Origin of the sequence: Mesorhizobium sophorae (assembly GCF_002270415.1) — a bacterium.
GTDB lineage: Bacteria > Pseudomonadota > Alphaproteobacteria > Rhizobiales > Rhizobiaceae > Mesorhizobium > Mesorhizobium sophorae.
Genome location: NZ_NNRI01000022.1, coordinates 1,323,132 through 1,340,891, shown reverse-complemented (window position 1 = coordinate 1,340,891; position 17,760 = coordinate 1,323,132). Strand labels below are relative to the sequence as shown.

Genomic DNA, 17,760 nt, shown 5'->3' with positions numbered 1-17,760 from the left:
ATCAAGGAGAAAATCGTGGCTGAGAACTACGACGTCATCATCATCGGCTCCGGCCCGGGCGGCTATGTCACGGCGGTGCGTTCCGCCCAGCTTGGCTTTAAGACGGCGATCGTCGAGCGCGAGCATCTCGGCGGCATCTGCCTCAACTGGGGTTGCATCCCGACCAAGGCGCTGCTGCGCTCGGCCGAGATCATGCACTATTCGGATCACCTGAAGGATTACGGGCTGAAGCTCGACGGCAAGGTCAGCGTCGACACTTCTGCCGTGGTCGACCGTTCGCGAAAAGTCTCGCTGCGACTCAATGGCGGCGTTGCCTTCCTGATGAAGAAGAACAAGGTCGACGTGATCTGGGGCGAAGCCAAGCTCTCGAAGCCGGGTGAGATCGTCGTGTCCAAGACGGCCAAGACGCCGATGGAGCCGCAGCCGCCGGTGCCGAAAGGCGTCAAGGGTGAGGGCACCTACACCGCCAAGCACATCATTCTGGCGACCGGCGCCCGGCCGCGCGCGCTGCCCGGCATCGAGCCGGATGGCAAGCTGATCTGGACCTACTTCGAAGCCATGGTGCCGAAGGAGATGCCGAAATCGCTGCTGGTCATGGGTTCAGGCGCCATCGGCATCGAATTCGCCTCCTTCTACCGCACCATGGGCGCCGAAGTGACGGTTGTCGAACTCCTGCCTGCGGTGATGCCGGTCGAGGACGCCGAAGTCTCGAAATTCGCGCAAAAGCAGTTCGAGAAGCAAGGCATGAAGATCATTCTCGAGGCCAAGGTAACCAAGGTCGAGAAGGGCGCGAATTCGGTCACCGCGCATGTCGAGATGAAGGACGGCAAAGTCGAGAAGATCACCGCCGACCGCATGATCTCGGCCGTCGGCGTGCAGGGCAACATCGAAAACCTCGGGCTTGAGGCGCTGGGCGTGAAGACTGACCGGGGCTGTATTGTCATCGACGGCTACGGCAAAACCAATGTGCCCGGCATTTATGCCATCGGCGATGTCGCCGGCCCGCCGATGCTTGCCCACAAGGCAGAGCACGAGGGCGTAGTGTGCGTCGAAAAGATTGCCAACTTTCCCGGCGTGCATGCCACCGACAAGCTCAAGATTCCGGGCTGCACCTACTGCAATCCGCAGGTCGCCTCCGTCGGCCTGACGGAGGCCAAGGCCAAGGCCGAAGGCTGGGATATCCGGGTCGGAAGGTTCCAGTTCGCCGCCAACGGCAAGGCCATTGCGCTTGGCGAGGACCAGGGCTTCGTGAAGACCATCTTCGACAAGAAGACAGGTCAGCTGCTCGGCGCGCATTTGGTCGGCGCCGAGGTGACCGAACTGATCCAAGGCTTTGTCGTGGCGATGAACCTGGAGACGACCGAGGAAGAGCTGATGCACACCATCTTCCCGCATCCGACGCTCTCGGAGATGATGAAGGAAAGCGTGCTCGACGCCTATGGCCGCGCGCTGAACGCGTGATAAATCAGGCCCGCGGGTAGTCGATGGAACCCGGCGGCAAGGATGTTCGTTTGCGGATGCATTTTCACCCATCACACAAGGAGAGGGCATATGCACTTGAATGGCGTCGGTTGGATAGCAGCAATCATTATCGGCGGCCTGGCAGGCTGGCTCGCCGAAATGGTCATGAAGAGCAACACCGGGATCTTCATGAATATTGTTCTGGGCATCGTCGGTGCGATCGTGCTGAACGCCATCCTGCAGGCGCTCAACGTCGGTGTCTTCGGCATCGGCTGGACCGCCTATCTGATCACCGGCTTTATCGGCGCCTGCCTGCTGATCTGGGTCGGACGCCTGGTGCGCCGTTAATATCGTTGAACAGCTGCTATGCGAAAAGGGCTGCCGCGGCATGCACTGCGGCGGCCTTTTTCTTTGGGTTGAAAAGTCTTAGATGACGTTATGACAGCGAAAGCCGGACTGGCTGTCGCGAACAAACCAGGTTTCCAGATGGTCACTGTCCTCGATACGATTGCCAACGCACCGCGCTTGCGGCACCCGGAAAAGGCGCACAAGCCCGATCAGGACGTGCTGCGCAAGCCCGACTGGATCCGCGTCAAGGCGCCGGTCTCGAGGGGCTATGCCGAGACCCGCGAGATCGTGAAGTCGCACAAGCTGGTGACCGTCTGCGAAGAGGCCGGCTGCCCCAACATCGGCGAGTGCTGGGAGAAGAAGCACGCCACCTTCATGATCATGGGCGAGATCTGCACACGCGCCTGCGCGTTCTGCAATGTCGCCACCGGCATCCCGACCGCACTCGATCCCGATGAACCGGCCCGCGTCGCGCACGCGGTCAAGCAGATGGGCCTGACCCACGTCGTCATCACCTCGGTCGACCGCGATGATCTCGCCGATGGCGGTGCGCAGCATTTTGCCGAGGTCATCCGCGCCATTAGGGCGGCGACGCCGTTGACGACGATCGAAATCCTGACGCCCGATTTCCTGCGCAAGGAAGGCGCGCTGGAGATTGTCGTGGCGGCCAAGCCCGACGTCTTCAACCACAATCTCGAGACCGTGCCGTCGAACTATCTGACCGTTCGTCCGGGCGCTCGCTATTTCCATTCAATCCGGCTGTTGCAGCGGGTCAAGGAACTCGACCCGTCGATCTTCACCAAGTCCGGCATCATGGTGGGTCTGGGCGAAGAGCGGAATGAAATCCTGCAATTGATGGATGATCTGCGCTCGGCCAATGTCGACTTCATGACCATCGGCCAGTATCTGCAGCCGTCCAAGAAGCACCATCCGGTGATCCGCTTCGTCACCCCGGAGGAATTCAAATCCTTCGAGACGATCGGCCGGACCAAGGGTTTTCTGCTGGTGGCGTCGAGCCCGCTGACGCGCTCGTCGCACCACGCCGGCGACGATTTCGCTAGGCTGCGTGCGGCGCGGGAAGCGCTTCTCAAGAAATCGCTCTAATGCATGTCGCCCAAAAGTGACCTCGGTTTTGGGAGAACGACATGCATAAAAACAAGGAATCCAAAGCGCGTCGCATGAATCCGTTTCAACGCAACGCGCTTTAGGGCCGGTTCATGCCGAAATTCGAAGCCACCCGCCGGGTTGCCCATACGCCGCAACAGATGTTCGCACTGGTTGCCGATATCGAGGCCTATCCGCAGTTCCTGCCGCTTTGCGAAGCGCTGACGGTGCGCTCGCGCAAGGAGCGTGACGGACGCACCGTTCTCGTCGCCGACATGAGCATCGGCTACAAGGCGATCCGCGAAACCTTCACCACGCAGGTGCTGCTGAAACCCGACGAGAACACCATCGACGTGAAATACATCGATGGCCCGTTCAAATATCTAAGCAATGTCTGGCGCTTCGAACCCGATGGCGGCGGCTGTATTGTCCGCTTCTTCATCGATTATGAATTCAAGAGCCGCATTCTGGGCGCGGTGATGGGCACCATGTTCGATCGCGCCTTCCGCATGTTCGCCGAGGCTTTCGAGAAGCGCGCCGACGTCATTTACGGTGTTGCATCGTCGGCCTGATGCATGTCGCCCAAAAGTGCGCAGCGAAACAACGACAGGCATAAATACAAAGACTTTAAGCGCGTCGCGCTTTAACGCTGGCCAAGCGCACGCAGTCCCAGTTCCAGCGCATGCCCAACTGTTTCACGGCGGATAAAATCGCGACTATTGTCGGCAAACAGTTGGCGCTCTGCGGTCACGGCCTGGCCGTCCAGGCCGACGCCGAACCAGACCAGGCCGACAGGCTTTTGCGCCGAGCCGCCGCCGGGGCCGGCAATGCCGGTGACCGCGAGCGTCAGCTTGGCGCGCGAACGGTCGAGCGCGCCCTTTGCCATTTCGATTGCCGTCTCGCGTGAAACCGCGCCGTACTCCTCAAGCGTGGCGGGGGAAACACCGAGCATGTCCATCTTCGCTTCGTTCGAATAGGTGATGAAGCCGCGATCGACCACGGCGGACGAGCCGGCAATGTCGGTGAGCGCGGAGATGATCATGCCGCCGGTGCAGCTTTCCGCCGTTGCCAGCATGATGCCGCGCTGCTGGCAGGCCTGAAGCAGCGCGTTTGCCAGCTCGTTGTTGGTCATTCCGGCACCTCGCCGGGAAACACCACGCTGGCGGTGGCGATGGCCGCTATGCCTTCCTCGCGGCCGACAAAGCCGAGCTTTTCGTTGGTTGTCGCCTTGATCGAGATGCGATCAGGGGAAATTGCCAGCATCTGTGACAGGGCTGCCGTCATCGCCTCGCGATGCGGGCCGACGCGCGGCGCCTCGCAGATCAGCGTGATGTCGGCGTTGGCGATGCGGCCGCCGCGCTCGCGCACCAACTTTGCCGCATGTTCGACGAAGATACGCGATGCAGCGCCTTTCCACTGCGGATCGGACGGCGGGAAATGCGTGCCGATGTCGCCGGCGCCACAGGTCGCCAGCAGCGCATCGGTCAAGGCATGCAGGCCGACATCGGCGTCGGAGTGGCCCGAAAGTTTCTTGTCATGCGGGATAGCGACGCCGCACAGGGTGACATGGTCGCCAGGTTCGAAGGCATGCACGTCGTAGCCATTGCCGGTTCTGATATCGGGGAAGCGCGCACGGTCGCCGGAAAGCCGCTGGTCCGCCATTGCAATATCCCGTGCCCAGGTGAGTTTGACATTGTCCGGTGAACCCGGAACGATCCTTACCGGAATATGCGCCCATTCGGCGATCGCGGCGTCGTCGGTGAAGTCCATTTTCCCCAGGTGATGGGCTTTCTCGTGCGCGGCAAGAATGGGCCAGAACGGAAAGCCCTGTGGCGTCTGCGCGGCGTGAAGTCCGTTGCGGGAAACGGTTTCTCCCACGACGCCGGCGGCCGACTCGCGCTTCAGCGTATCGGCGACGGGCAGGGCGGGCAGCGCGCCCTCGCGCTCGCCGATGGCGTCTATTGTGCGGTCAATCAACTCCGCATCGACAAACGGGCGGACGGCGTCGTGGATCAGAACCCGGCCCGGCGCGTGGCCTCTCAGTGCGAGCAGTCCGAGCCGCACCGAAGCCTGCCTAGTCGCCCCGCCCATGATGGCGATGACCCGCCCGGCGTTGGCGCCTGCTGCCTGCTGGAACAGCTCGTTGTCGTCGGCATGAATGGCGACAACAACTTCGCTGGTCCGCGGGTGGGCCAGGAAAATCTCAATCGTGTGGGCGATGACGGCGTGGCCGCCAATGCTTTGATACTGCTTGGGTCCGTTGGCCTGCCCGGCGCGAGCGCCGCGGCCGGCGGCGACGATCACCACGGCGACCTTGCCATCGTCATTCGAATTTTCACTTGCGTCAGTCATGCAGATTGGCTTAGCGCACGATCCCGAAAAGTGTAATCGGTTTTCGGAAAAGATCGTGCGCCAAATATGAACTTCGAAGGCGTCCTTTGCGCCTTCCAAGGGGCGTCTTGCGCCAATTCAGAAGGCCAGCATTTTTCCCAATTGCGCCTTAATGTGGCGTCATTCCGCGTTGCACATTGCGCCGGTTCTGGCTAGAGAATGTGCAGCGAACTAATATGCTTGGTTTTTGTGCATGCCTGATGTGACCAAATTGGCCGCGCCACTCGACGTCGGCGGCGTGCAAATTCGCAATCGCGTGTTCCTGGCGCCGATGTCGGGCATCACCGATGAGCCGTTCCGGCAGCGCGCCCATGTCCATGGCGCGGGTCTTGTCGTATCCGAAATGGTGGCCAGCGGCGAGCTTGCCAAGGGCAGGGCCGGTTGCGACCTGCGCATTCGTCATTCCGGCCTGCCGGTTCACATGGTGCAGCTTGCCGGCCGCGAGGCGGCGCACATGGCGGAAGGCGCGCGGATCGCCGCTGGCGAGGGCGCCGACATCATCGACATCAACATGGGCTGCCCGGCCAAGAAGGTCACCGGTGGCTATGCCGGTTCGGCATTGATGCTGGATCTCGACCACGCGCTGTCGCTGATCGACGCCGTGGTCGGCGCGGTCAAGGTGCCGGTCACGGTCAAGATGCGGTTGGGCTGGGACGAAGGCGCACTCAACGCCCCGATGCTGGCGCGCCGCGCCGAACAGGCCGGTGTCAGGATGGTGACGGTGCACGGCCGCACGCGCTGCCAGTTCTATCAGGGCAAGGCCGACTGGCGCGCCATCGCCCGCGTCAAGGAAGCCGTGTCGATCCCGGTCGTCGCCAATGGCGATGTTTCTTCGCCAGCGGAAGCGGCTGCCATTCTCGATCAATCCGGTGCCGATGCTGTGATGATCGGCCGCGCGCATTACGGTGCGCCGTGGATCGCTGGCAGCATCGCGGCGGCCGCGACGGGCGAGGCAGCAGCCAAGGTGCCGCAGAACCGGATGGCGCTGGCCGACTATGTCGTGGCCCACTATGAGGACATGCTGGCGCTCTATGGCGTCGAAAGTGGCCTGCGCCAGGCGCGCAAGCATCTTGGCTGGTATCTCGACAGTCATGCCGGCGGCATGGCTGACGACAGCCGAAAGGCCATACTGACCGCATTCGAGCCCGCGCGCGTCATCGCCATGCTGCGCGATGTGTTTTCGCACGATGCGCAACCGTCGAACCTGCGGAGCGCCGCATGATCGCCGCCGCTGGCCAGAGTGTTGAAATGGCGGATGCCGCCCAGATCGTGCTCAACACCATCCGCCGCCCTGTGATCATGATCAGCGAGGCAGGGTTCATCACCTTCGCCAATGCCGACGCGGAAGACTTCTTTCGCTCCAGCGCGACGATGCTGGCGCGCAACACGCTGTCGAAACTCATTCCTTTCGGCAGCCCTTTGCTGACGCTGGTCGATCAGGTGCGCGAGCGCCGGGCTCCGGTCAACGAGTACCGGGTCGACGTATCGTCGCCGCGCCTCGGCATCGAGAAGGTCGTCGATCTCTATGTCGCGCCGGTGTCGGAATTTCCGGGCTCGGTCGTGGTGATGTTCCAGGAACGGTCGATGGCCGACAAGATCGACCGGCAGATGACGCACCGCGGCGCTGCGCGCTCGGTGACCGGTCTGGCGGCGATGCTTGCCCATGAGATCAAGAACCCGCTCTCCGGCATCCGCGGTGCTGCCCAGCTGCTCGAACTGTCGGCTTCCGACGAGGACCGCGCGCTGACGCGGCTGATTACCGACGAGACTGACCGCATCGTGTCGCTGGTCGACCGCATGGAGGTGTTTTCCGACGAGCGGCCGATCGATCGCTACCCCGTCAACATCCACGTCGTTCTCGACCATGTGAAGGCGATTGCCAAGAACGGTTTTGCCAAGAGAATCAAGATAATGGAGGATTATGATCCTTCGTTGCCTCCGGTGTTTGCCAACCGCGACCAGATCATCCAGGTGTTCCTCAACCTGGTCAAGAACGCCGCCGAGGCGATCGGCAGTGACCCGCAGGGCGAGATCGTGCTGTCGACCGCCTTCCGGCCAGGCATCCGTGTTTCCGTTCCGGGCACGCAGGATCGCGTATCGCTGCCGCTGGAATTCTGCGTGCGCGACAATGGCTCCGGCGTCTCGGAAGATATCCTGCCGATCCTGTTCGATCCCTTCATCACCACCAAGCCGAACGGCTCGGGGCTGGGGCTGGCGCTGGTAGCCAAGATCGTCGGCGAGCATGGTGGCATCATCGAATGCGAATCGACGCCGCGCGGGACCACATTCCGCATCCTGATGCCGGCCTGGAAAGAAGTGCCATACGGCGCCGATGATGACGGTGAAGGAGACCGCAAATGACCGTTCGCGGCAATATTCTCGTCGCCGACGACGATGCGGCGATCCGCACCGTCCTCAACCAGGCGCTTTCGCGCGTCGGTCACGAGGTGCGCGTCACTTCCAACGCTTCGACATTGTGGCGCTGGGTGGCGGCGGGCGAGGGCGATCTGGTCATCACCGATGTGGTGATGCCGGACGAGAACGCCTTCGACATGCTGCCGCGCATCAAGAAGGCGCGGCCGGAGCTGCCCGTTATCGTCATGAGCGCCCAGAACACCTTCATGACGGCGATCCGTGCATCCGAAACCGGCGCTTATGAATATCTGCCGAAGCCATTCGACCTGACCGAACTGCTCAACATCGTCAACCGGGCGCTTTCCGAGCCGCGGCGGCCGAAGATCGATGCGCGGCCGGAAGAGCAACCTGACGCGATGCCACTGGTCGGCCGCTCGGCGGCCATGCAGGACATCTACCGCATGCTGGCGCGCATGATGCAGACCGACCTGACGGTGATGATCTCGGGCGAATCCGGCACCGGCAAGGAGCTGGTGGCGCGTGCGCTGCATGAGTATGGCCGCCGTCGTGGCGGCCCGTTCGTCGCCATCAACATGGCGGCGATCCCGCGCGACCTGATCGAATCGGAACTGTTCGGGCACGAGAAGGGCGCCTTCACCGGAGCGCAGAACCGCTCCACCGGTCGCTTCGAGCAGGCCGAGGGCGGCACACTGTTCCTCGACGAGATCGGCGACATGCCGATGGAGGCGCAGACGCGCCTGCTGCGCGTCCTGCAGCAGGGCGAGTACACGACCGTCGGCGGACGCACGCCGATCAAGACCGACGTGCGCATCGTCGCCGCTACCAACAAGGATCTGCGCACGCTGATCAACCAGGGGCTTTTCCGCGAGGATCTTTTCTATCGCCTCAACGTCGTGCCGCTCAGGCTACCGGCGCTGCGCGAGCGCTCCGAGGACGTGCCCGACCTCGTGCGGCACTTTTTCAAGCTCGGCGAGATGGAAGGCCTGCAGACCAAGCGCATTTCGTCGGGCGGCATCGAACTGATGAAGCGCTACCCCTGGCCGGGCAATGTGCGCGAACTGGAAAACCTCGTCCGCAGGCTCGCCGCGCTCTATTCGCAGGACGAGATCTCGGCCGAGATCATCGAGGCGGAACTCAAGACCGGCGAGCGCCCGGTGGTGCCGGGCGGCGGCAACCTCATTCCCGACGACCTGTCGATCGGCCAGGCGGTCGAGCATTTCCTGCAGCGTTATTTCGCCTCGTTTGCCGGCGATTTGCCGCCTGCCGGTCTCTATCAGCGCATTCTGTCCGAGGTCGAGTATCCGCTGGTCCTGGCCTCGATGACGGCAACCCGCGGCAACCAGATCAAGGCCGCCGAACTGCTGGGCTTGAACCGCAACACGCTGCGCAAGAAGATTCGCGACCTCGGCGTCAACGTCTACAAATCATCGCGACAGCCCTGAGCCCTGATCCGAGCCCGGGCTCTTTTCAGGGGACCATCTCGCGAAAGATTTCCGTCTCGGTCACACTTGTTGCATAATCGCCACAATGCGTTGCATACATCCGACGCAATGATGGCTCTAGACGGCGACATGGCTCCGCAGGCACCGACACTCAACCAACCGCTTTTCAGCGAACCCGGCGCACGCGACGGGCGCAGGCTGCTTGCGCTGCCCGGTGTGGTCGCGGTCGGCGGCGCGCTGGTGACCGCGGCGATCTCGTTCACCATCCTCGTCGGCGCCACGCCGATTACGCCCAACGAGTCGACGACGCTCGCATTGATCGCCCTCAATGCCATATTCGTCCTGTTCCTCATGGCGCTGGTCGGACGCGAAGTACACCGCATCCTGATGGCTCGTCGGCACGGCAAGGCGGCCTCGCGGCTGCACGTGCGCATCGTCGCCATGTTTGCCCTGGTCGCCGCAATTCCCGCCATCATGGTGGCGATCATCGCCTCGATCACGCTCGACATCGGTCTCGACCGCTGGTTCGAAATCCGTACCAAGACGATCGTCAATTCGTCATTGTCGATCGCCGATGCCTATGTCCAGGAAAACGCCCGCAACCTCCAGGGCACGACGCTGTCGATGGCCTATGATCTCGACGCGTCGAGGACGCTCTATGGCCTTGATCGGACTGGCTTTCTCGACCTGATGAACAAGGAAGCCGTGGGCCGGTCGCTGGCCCATGCAGCGCTGATCAAACCCGACGGCTCGTTCGTCATGAGCGCCAAGACCGACACAGATTTCGCCATGCCCGAGCCGCCGGAAGGCGCCGTGGCCAGTGCCTCCGACGGCAAGCCGGTGCTGATCGAGCCGAAAACGCGCAACATCATGGGCGCCATCGTCAAGCTGCGCGAGATCGATGGGCTCTATCTCTACACCATTCGCCTCGTCGATCCCGAAGTGATCAAGGCGCGGCAGATCGTCAGATCCAACACCGACGAATATCGCGGGCTGGAAGATAACAGGCGCACGTCGCAGGTGGCCTTCGCGCTGCCCTATCTGTCGCTGACGCTGATCATCATCCTGTCCGCGATCTGGACCGGCATTGCCGTTGCCGATCGCCTGGTGCGGCCGATTCGCCAGCTTATCGGTGCCGCCGACGAGGTGGCGACCGGCAATCTCGACGTCGCGGTTCCCGTCAGGCCATCGGACGGCGATGTCGCCTCGCTCGGCGACACGTTCAACAAGATGCTTCTCGAACTGAAATCACAGCGCAACGAGATCCTGTCCGCCAAGGACCTGATCGACGAACGGCGCCGTTTCTCCGAAGCGGTGCTTGCCGGTGTCACCGCCGGCGTCATCGGCGTCGACCCCTATGGCATCGTCACCATCGTCAACCGCTCGGCTGAGGCGATGCTGGCCATATCCGCCAACGCGGCACTTGGACAGAACCTCTCCGCCGTGCTGCCGCATGTCGGCCGCGTCTTCGAGATCGGCCGCAAGTCCGGCAAGCCGGTCTACCGCGAACAGGTCACTTTCTATCGCGCCGGTGCCGAGCGGACCTTCAACGTGCAGATCACCATCGAGGCCGGCGACGACGGCGCGGAGGAAAAATCCTATGTCGTGACGGTCGACGACATCACCGATCTGGTTCAGGCGCAGCGCTCCTCCGCCTGGGCCGACGTGGCGCGGCGCATCGCGCACGAGATCAAGAACCCGCTGACGCCGATCCAGCTGTCGGCCGAGCGCATCAAGCGCCGCTACGGCAAGGTCATAACCGAGGACCGCGAGGTTTTCGACCAATGCACCGACACCATCATCCGGCAGGTCGAGGACATCGGCCGCATGGTCGACGAGTTCTCGGCGTTCGCCCGCATGCCGAAGCCCGAAATGAAGGCCATCGACCTGCGCGAATCGCTGCGCGAGGCCTCGTTCCTGGTCGAGGTCAGCCGCGCCGACATCACCTTCGAGCGGGTATTCGGCAGCGAGCCGCTCAAGGGCACGTTCGACAGCCGGCTGATGGCGCAGGCTTTCGGCAATGTGATCAAGAACGCCGCCGAAGCGATCGATGGGCTGGAACAGAAGGATGGTTCGCACGGCATAATCCGGATTCAAGCCGGCCGCCAGAATGGCGCGATTCGCATCGACGTCATCGACAATGGCAAAGGTTTGCCGCGCGAGAATCGCCAACGGCTGCTCGAGCCCTATATGACCACACGCGAGAAGGGCACCGGGCTCGGTCTCGCTATCGTCAAGAAGATCGTGGAGGACCATGGTGGCAGGCTGGAACTTCATGATGCGCCCGCGGATTTCCACGGCGGGCGCGGCGCGATGATCAGCATCATCTTGCCGCCTGTGGCGGTCGCGCCTCCGCGCGGCGAAAGCAGGTCGGAAAACGAACGAGAAACTGAAAAGGTCGGTAATGGCGTCTGATATTCTCATCGTCGATGACGAGGAAGACATCCGTGAGCTCGTCGCAGGCATCCTGAGCGACGAAGGTCACGAAACCCGCACGGCATTCGATGCCGACAGCGCATTGGCGGCGATCGCCGACCGGGCGCCGCGGCTGATTTTCCTCGACATCTGGCTGCAGGGCTCGCGTCTGGACGGCTTGGCGCTGCTCGACGAGATCAAGACGATGCACCCGACCTTGCCGGTGGTGATGATCTCCGGTCACGGCAACATCGAAACGGCAGTCTCCGCCATTCGTCGCGGCGCCTATGACTTCATCGAAAAGCCGTTCAAGGCCGACAGGCTGATCCTCATTGCCGAGCGTGCGCTCGAAACCTCGAAATTGCGGCGCGAGGTTTCCGACCTCAAGCTGCGCAGCGGCGAAACCTTCGATCTGATCGGCATGTCGTCGGCGATGAGCCAACTGCGCCAGACGATCGAGCGAGTCGCGCCGACCAACAGCCGCGTCATGATCATCGGCCCCTCAGGCTCGGGCAAGGAACTGGCCGCGCGCGCCATCCACACGCTGTCGGCACGCAAGGGCGCGCCGTTCGTGACGCTGAGCGCCGCCAACATCACGCCCGAGCGCATGGAGATCGAGCTGTTCGGCACCGAATCGAACGGTGTCGAACGCAAGGTCGGCGCGCTCGAGGAGGCGCATCGCGGCATCCTCTACATCGACGAAGTGGCCGACATGCCGCGCGAGACGCAGAACAAGATCCTGCGCGTGCTGGTCGAGCAGCAGTTCGAGCGGGTAGGCGGCACCAAGCGGGTCAAGGTCGACGTTCGCATCATTTCCTCGACTTCGCAGAACCTCGAAGCGATGATTGCCGACGGGCGTTTCCGCGAGGATCTTTATCATCGCCTGGCGGTGGTTCCGGTCATGGTGCCGGGACTGGCCGAGCGGCGCGAGGACATTCCCTACCTCGTCGACAATTTCATGAAGCAGATCGCGCGCCAGGCCGGCATCAAGCCGCGCCGCATCGGCGATGACGCGCTTGCCGTGCTGCAGGCGCACAACTGGCCGGGCAACGTCCGCCAGCTGCGCAACAATGTCGAGCGCCTGATGATCCTGGCGCGCGGCGATGACGTCGATGCACCGATCACCGCCGACCTGTTGCCGTCCGAGATCGGCGATGTCATGCCGCGCACGCCGAATCAATCCGACCAGCACATCATGGCGCTGCCGCTGCGCGAGGCGCGCGAACAGTTCGAGAAGGACTATCTGATCGCCCAGATCAACCGCTTTGGCGGCAACATCTCGAAAACCGCCGAGTTCATCGGCATGGAGCGCTCCGCTTTGCACCGCAAGCTGAAGTCGCTGGGCGTCTGACCGCCGCGACGTCCGATCGGCCGCGCTTGGGCCAACCATTTGCCGGTTACGGCAGCGGCGGAATCGCATAAGAAAGCCCGAGAGTTATCCAGGGGTCGCCAATGCCGCGCATTGCCTATGTCAACGGGCGCTATGTCGCTCACGCGGACGCTTCCGTGCATATCGAGGACCGCGGCTATCAGTTCGCCGATGGTGTCTACGAGGTCTGCGAGGTGGCGCGTGGCTTCATCGTCGACATGCCGCGCCATCTGGCCCGTTTGAACCGCTCGCTGACCGAACTGTCGATTGCCTGGCCGGTCACGCGCGGTGTCTTGCCGCTCATCCTGCGCGAGGTGGTCAACCGCAATCATGTCGCCAATGGCCTGGTCTATGTCCAGGTCACGCGTGGCGTTGCCAGCCGCGACTTTGTCTTCCCGTCGGCGGACACCAGGCCGTCCCTGGTGGTCACAGCCAGGAAAGCCGATCCTGCCGCCGGAGCAAAGCGGGCTGAAACCGGCATTGCGGTCATCAGCGTGCCGGAGAATCGCTGGGACCGGGTCGATATCAAGAGCGTCGGACTGCTGCCCAACGTGCTGGCCAAGCAGAAGGCCAAGGAAGCGGGCGCGCAGGAGGCATGGTTCGTCGACAGCGACGGCATGGTCAAGGAAGGCGGCTCGTCGAACGCCTGGATCGTCACCAGGGATGGCGTTCTGGTCACCAGGCCGGCCGAGCATGGCATCCTGCGCGGCATCACCCGCACGACCATGTTCGAGGTGGCGGCCAGCCTTGGCTTGAAGATCGAGGAACGTGGTTTTTCCGTCGCCGAGGCCAAGGCAGCGCGTGAGGCGTTCATCAGTTCCGCGACCACAATTGCCATGCCGGTGGTGGCCATCGACGGCGATCCGGTTGCCAATGGACACCCCGGCTCAGCAACACTTTCCTTGCGTAAGGCCTTTTTTGACATTGCGGAAAAAAGTCCAGCCTGATAACCGCACAGGTGGAATGAACATCAATTTATCTCGTTCTGCTTGTCGTTACTGACGACAAGAGGGTGTTTGCGCGCTTGACATGTGCCCGTTAATTTGGCGCATTGGCTTGCAAACCGAAGGGGATCGGCGAAAGACAAGAACAATGGCGGAACGATCGCAAAACCTTCAGGACCTGTTCCTGAATTCAGTTCGCAAGAGCAAGAACCCGCTCACCATCTTCCTTATCAACGGCGTGAAGCTGACCGGCGTGGTCACTTCGTTCGACAATTTCTGTGTCCTGCTGCGCCGCGACGGTCATTCCCAGCTCGTCTACAAGCACGCCATTTCCACGATCATGCCGAGCCAGCCGGTTCAGATGTTCGATGGCGAGGAAAGCCAGGGCGCCTGATTGGCACGTGAGAAAGACGCGGACGCACCAGTTCGCGGAAAACCAGCACATCATCCCGGGACGGAAGCCAAGGGCCCGACCCGGGCCGTTGTCATCGTGCCTGTGCTTACGCGCCAGCAGCGCGGTGACGACGATACCAACCGTCCGCGGCTGACGCGTTCGGCTGACGCTCGTCACGACGAGGCTGTCGGCCTTGCCCGCGCCATCAACCTTGATCTGATCCACACGGCGGTGGTGACCGTCAACGATCCGCGCCCGGCGACGTTGCTCGGCAGCGGCAAAGTCGCCGAGTTCGCCGAAATCGTCAAAGAGGGTCATGCGGAAGTGGTCATCGTCGACCATCCGCTGACGCCGGTGCAGCAGCGCAATCTCGAAAAGGAACTGAATGCCAAGGTGCTGGACCGCACCGGCCTGATCCTTGAGATCTTTGGCGAGCGCGCGCGCACCAAGGAAGGCACGTTGCAGGTCGAGCTTGCCCATCTCAATTACCAGAAGGGCCGTCTTGTGCGCAGCTGGACCCACCTCGAGCGCCAGCGCGGCGGCGCCGGCTTCCTCGGCGGTCCCGGTGAAACGCAAATCGAATCGGACCGGCGCGTCCTTCAGGACAAGATCATCAAGCTGAAGCACGAACTGGAAACCGTACGCCGCACCCGCGACCTGCACCGCGCCAAGCGCAAGAAGGTGCCGTTTCCGGTGGTGGCGATCGTCGGCTACACCAATGCCGGCAAGTCGACCTTGTTCAACAGGCTGACCGGAGCCGGCGTGCTGGCTCAGGACATGCTGTTCGCCACCCTCGACCCGACGCTGCGCCGCGTGCGCCTACCGCATGGCACGCCGATCATCCTTTCGGACACCGTCGGCTTCATATCGGACCTGCCGACGCATCTCATCGCCGCTTTCCGCGCCACGCTGGAAGAGGTGGTCGAGGCCGACCTCGTCATCCACCTGCGCGACATTTCCGATCCCGATACAGCCGCACAGGCCGAGGATGTCGAGCGCATCCTGGCCGACCTCGGTGTCGATGCCGGCGACGCCAAGCGGGTCATCGAAGTGTGGAACAAGATCGACAGGCTCGACGAAGGCAACAGGAACCGGCTGCTTGCCGATGGCACTGACGCCAGCAAGGCGCCGCCGGTCGCGGTGTCGGCGGTGACCGGCGAGGGCATCGATGCGCTGAAGGCGATCATCGAAACGCGCATGGCGGGCGAACTCGAAGACCTGACGGTGACGATCGAGCCGGCACAGTTCGGTCTTGTCGACTGGCTTTACCGCAATGGCGACGTCGTTTCGCGAACCGACAATGACAACGGCAGCGCCACCATCTCGCTCAAGGCGACGCAAAGCGCCCGCGAAGAGATCGAAAGCAGATTGCGCGCCAAAACCAAAGGGTAACGTCGCTTACTTCGCGGTTTTTGCTTCCTGCCAGAGCGCTTCCATCTCGGCCAGGCTCGCCTTGTCCAGCGTGTTGCCAGAATTTTCCAGGGCCTGCTCGACATAGTGGAAGCGTGAGCGGAACTTCTCATTGGTGCCGCTTAGCGCGGCTTCCGAATCGAGCTTGAGGTGCCTGCCGAGATTGACGACGGCAAACAGCATGTCGCCGAACTCGTCCTTGATCGACGCGGTGTCGCCATTGGCCAGCGCCTCGCGCAACTCGCCAATCTCTTCCTCGATTTTGTCGAGGATAGGCGCAGCCTCGCTCCAGTCGAAGCCGACGCGGGCGGCCTTCTCCTGCAGTTTCAGCGCTCGCGTCAGCGCGGGCAGGTTGACCGGAACACTGTCCAGAAACCCCTTGCCATTGTCCTCGGGGTCGAGACCGCGGGCGAGGCGTGCGCCTCGTTTTTCCGCCTTTTCCTCGGCCTTGATCTTTTCCCACATGCCCTTGGCCATGCCGGCGCTGCGGGCCTCCTCGTCGCCGAAGACATGCGGATGGCGACGGATCATCTTCGTCGTGATGGCCCGGACCACATCACCGAAGGCGAATTCACCGGCCTCCTCGGCCATTTGCGCGTGGTAGACGACCTGCAGCAGAAGGTCGCCGAGTTCGTCGCGCAGATCGTCGAGGTCACCGCGCGCGATGGCATCCGCCACCTCGTAGGCCTCCTCGATCGTATAGGGCGCGATGGTCGAGAAATCCTGCTCGATGTCCCATGGACAACCGGTTTTCGGCGCTCGCAGCGCCGCCATGATCTCGATCAGGCGCGAAATGTCATTCGATGGCGTCATGCGACCGATGCTACCGCGGGGCCACTCGCGCGGCCAACGTTGTCAGCCGGCGAGGGGGCCTTGTCCACAGGTGCTGGGTACCCGGCCTGTCAATCAAGAACGGAAACGATCGCCTTGGCGAGTTCGTCCATCCCGTCCTCGGGCAGACCCGCGACGTTGATGCGGCTGTCACCGACCATGTAGATGCCGTGCTCGGCACGCAGCCGCTCGACCTGCGCTTCCGTGAGGCCAAGGCGGGAGAACATGCCCCGGTGGCTGGCAACGAAATCGAAACGGTCGGAATTGGACTGCCGGCGCAGCGCCTCGGCGAACTGGACCCGAAGCCTGAGCATGCGCAGCCGCATCTCCTCGAGTTCGGCCTCCCAGTCCGCGCGCAACGCGGCGTCTTCCAGCACGATACGCACAGCGGCAGCGCCATGATCCGGCGGCATCGAATACATGGCGCGCGCCGCCGATAGCATTTGACCCATCGCCAGATCGGCCTGGGCGCCGTCCTTGGCCAGGATCATCGCGGCGCCGACGCGGTCGCGGTAGACGGCGAAGTTCTTCGAGCAACTCGACGCGACGACCATTTCCGGAACCTTCGCGGCCAGCAGGCGCAAGCCGAGAGCATCGGCCTCAAGGCCATCGCCAAAGCCCTGATAGGCGATGTCGACAAACGGCAGCAGGCCGCGCTCGACCACCAGATCGACAACGGCGGCCCATTGGGCGCTGTCCAGATTAGCGCCGGTCGGATTGTGGCAGCAGCCATGCAGCAGCACCACGTCACCGCTGTTTGCCGTCCGCAGCGCTGCCAGCATGTCGTCGAAGCGAACGGCACCCGAAGCCGCATCGAAATAGGGGTATTCGCGGATCTGCAGGCCAGCGGCGCGCATCACCGGCATGTGGTTCGGCCAGGTCGGGTCCGAAAGCCAGACCGTCGCGTCCGGACGCGTCCGCTTCAGCAATTCCGCCACCAGCCGCAGCGCACCGGACCCGCCGGGCGCCTGTGCGGCGCGGATGCGCGTCATGTCGGCGCCTGGGCCGAAGGCAAGCTTGGCCATCACCGAGTTGAAGCCGACATCGCCGGCCAGGCCGAGATAGGTCTTGGTGTCCTGGCCCTGCAGCAGGCGCTTTTCGGCCTCGCGCACAGCGCGCATGACCGGCGTCTTGCCATCGCGATCCTTGTAGACGCCGACACCGAGGTCGACCTTGTCGGGACGCGGATCGGCGCGATAGAGGCCGATCAGGGCAAGGATCTTGTCGGCGGGGGCGGGCTGCAGGTCTTCAAACATTGGCAATGGTTCCGTTGAC

The 17,760-nt window shown here is 62.9% G+C and carries 16 protein-coding genes; 12 read left to right on the top strand and 4 right to left on the bottom strand.

All coding sequences use genetic code 11. The features are described from left to right. Nucleotides 1-15 precede the first annotated feature (15 nt). The 4 genes from lpdA (at nt 16) to CGZ66_RS37710 (ending at nt 3,485) form a co-directional block, all read left to right on the top strand. Entirely contained in the window at nt 16-1,461 is a 1,446-nt protein-coding gene (gene lpdA, locus CGZ66_RS37725) for a dihydrolipoyl dehydrogenase (RefSeq protein WP_095091623.1), read from the top strand. 90 nt (nt 1,462-1,551) lie between these two features. Beyond that, a complete protein-coding gene (locus CGZ66_RS37720) occupies nt 1,552-1,809 on the top strand; it encodes a GlsB/YeaQ/YmgE family stress response membrane protein (RefSeq protein WP_095091622.1) in 258 nt (85 codons plus the stop codon). A 138-nt stretch (nt 1,810-1,947) separates the two neighbouring features. Continuing rightward, on the top strand, nt 1,948-2,913 hold the full coding sequence (lipA, locus tag CGZ66_RS37715; protein ID WP_095091813.1) for a lipoyl synthase: 966 nt from the start codon (nt 1,948-1,950) through the stop codon (nt 2,911-2,913). Nucleotides 2,914-3,026: 113 nt separating this feature from the next. Continuing rightward, nucleotides 3,027-3,485 carry a type II toxin-antitoxin system RatA family toxin gene (locus CGZ66_RS37710; protein ID WP_095091621.1) on the top strand — a complete coding sequence of 153 codons (459 nt, stop codon included), beginning with the start codon at nt 3,027-3,029 and terminating at the stop codon, nt 3,483-3,485. Between the two features lie 71 nt (nt 3,486-3,556). Here CGZ66_RS37710 and CGZ66_RS37705 read toward each other — a convergent pair whose 3' ends face one another. Both CGZ66_RS37705 and CGZ66_RS37700 read right to left on the bottom strand, forming a co-directional pair. After that, complete coding sequence (locus CGZ66_RS37705; RefSeq protein ID WP_095091620.1) at nt 3,557-4,045, bottom strand: CinA family protein; 489 nt, start codon at nt 4,043-4,045, stop codon at nt 3,557-3,559. Continuing rightward, nucleotides 4,042-5,265, bottom strand: coding sequence for a bifunctional 2-C-methyl-D-erythritol 4-phosphate cytidylyltransferase/2-C-methyl-D-erythritol 2,4-cyclodiphosphate synthase (locus CGZ66_RS37700; protein ID WP_095091619.1), 1,224 nt, complete (start codon nt 5,263-5,265; stop codon nt 4,042-4,044). Before CGZ66_RS37700 ends, CGZ66_RS37705 begins: the two co-directional genes overlap by 4 nt. Before the next feature lie 232 nt (nt 5,266-5,497). Here CGZ66_RS37700 and dusB point away from each other — a divergent pair, with 232 nt between their 5' ends. The 8 genes from dusB (at nt 5,498) to hflX (ending at nt 15,636) form a co-directional block, all read left to right on the top strand. After that, a complete protein-coding gene (gene dusB, locus CGZ66_RS37695; protein WP_095091618.1) occupies nt 5,498-6,526 on the top strand; it encodes a tRNA dihydrouridine synthase DusB in 1,029 nt (342 codons plus the stop codon). Beyond that, nucleotides 6,523-7,665 (top strand): two-component system sensor histidine kinase NtrB, encoded by a 1,143-nt coding sequence (locus tag CGZ66_RS37690; protein WP_095091617.1) that lies wholly within the window; start codon nt 6,523-6,525, stop codon nt 7,663-7,665. Before dusB ends, CGZ66_RS37690 begins: the two co-directional genes overlap by 4 nt. After that, nucleotides 7,662-9,122, top strand: a complete 1,461-nt coding sequence (gene ntrC, locus CGZ66_RS37685; RefSeq protein WP_095091616.1) for a nitrogen regulation protein NR(I) — start codon at nt 7,662-7,664, stop codon at nt 9,120-9,122. The genes CGZ66_RS37690 and ntrC overlap by 4 nt, the downstream gene beginning before the upstream one ends. Before the next feature lie 129 nt (nt 9,123-9,251). Next, entirely contained in the window at nt 9,252-11,537 is a 2,286-nt protein-coding gene (locus tag CGZ66_RS37680) for a sensor histidine kinase NtrY-like (protein ID WP_167392399.1), read from the top strand. Beyond that, entirely contained in the window at nt 11,527-12,888 is a 1,362-nt protein-coding gene (gene ntrX, locus CGZ66_RS37675) for a nitrogen assimilation response regulator NtrX (protein WP_095091615.1), read from the top strand. Before CGZ66_RS37680 ends, ntrX begins: the two co-directional genes overlap by 11 nt. 101 nt (nt 12,889-12,989) lie before the next feature. After that, nucleotides 12,990-13,853: a D-amino-acid transaminase gene (locus tag CGZ66_RS37670; RefSeq protein ID WP_095091614.1), complete on the top strand. Its 864-nt coding sequence runs from the start codon at nt 12,990-12,992 to the stop codon at nt 13,851-13,853. 145 nt (nt 13,854-13,998) lie between these two features. Next, the gene (hfq, locus tag CGZ66_RS37665) at nt 13,999-14,244 is read left to right on the top strand and encodes an RNA chaperone Hfq (protein ID WP_006202172.1); all 246 of its coding nucleotides are present in this window, start codon (nt 13,999-14,001) and stop codon (nt 14,242-14,244) included. Further along, complete coding sequence (gene hflX / locus CGZ66_RS37660) at nt 14,245-15,636, top strand: GTPase HflX (protein ID WP_095091613.1); 1,392 nt, start codon at nt 14,245-14,247, stop codon at nt 15,634-15,636. It abuts the gene before it with no gap. 6 nt (nt 15,637-15,642) lie between these two features. On the opposite strand, the gene mazG is transcribed toward hflX, so the two are convergent. Both mazG and CGZ66_RS37650 read right to left on the bottom strand, forming a co-directional pair. Continuing rightward, on the bottom strand, nt 15,643-16,467 hold the full coding sequence (gene mazG / locus CGZ66_RS37655; protein ID WP_095091612.1) for a nucleoside triphosphate pyrophosphohydrolase: 825 nt from the start codon (nt 16,465-16,467) through the stop codon (nt 15,643-15,645). An 89-nt stretch (nt 16,468-16,556) separates the two neighbouring features. After that, on the bottom strand, nt 16,557-17,741 hold the full coding sequence (locus CGZ66_RS37650; protein WP_095091611.1) for an amino acid aminotransferase: 1,185 nt from the start codon (nt 17,739-17,741) through the stop codon (nt 16,557-16,559). Nucleotides 17,742-17,760 lie beyond the last annotated feature (19 nt).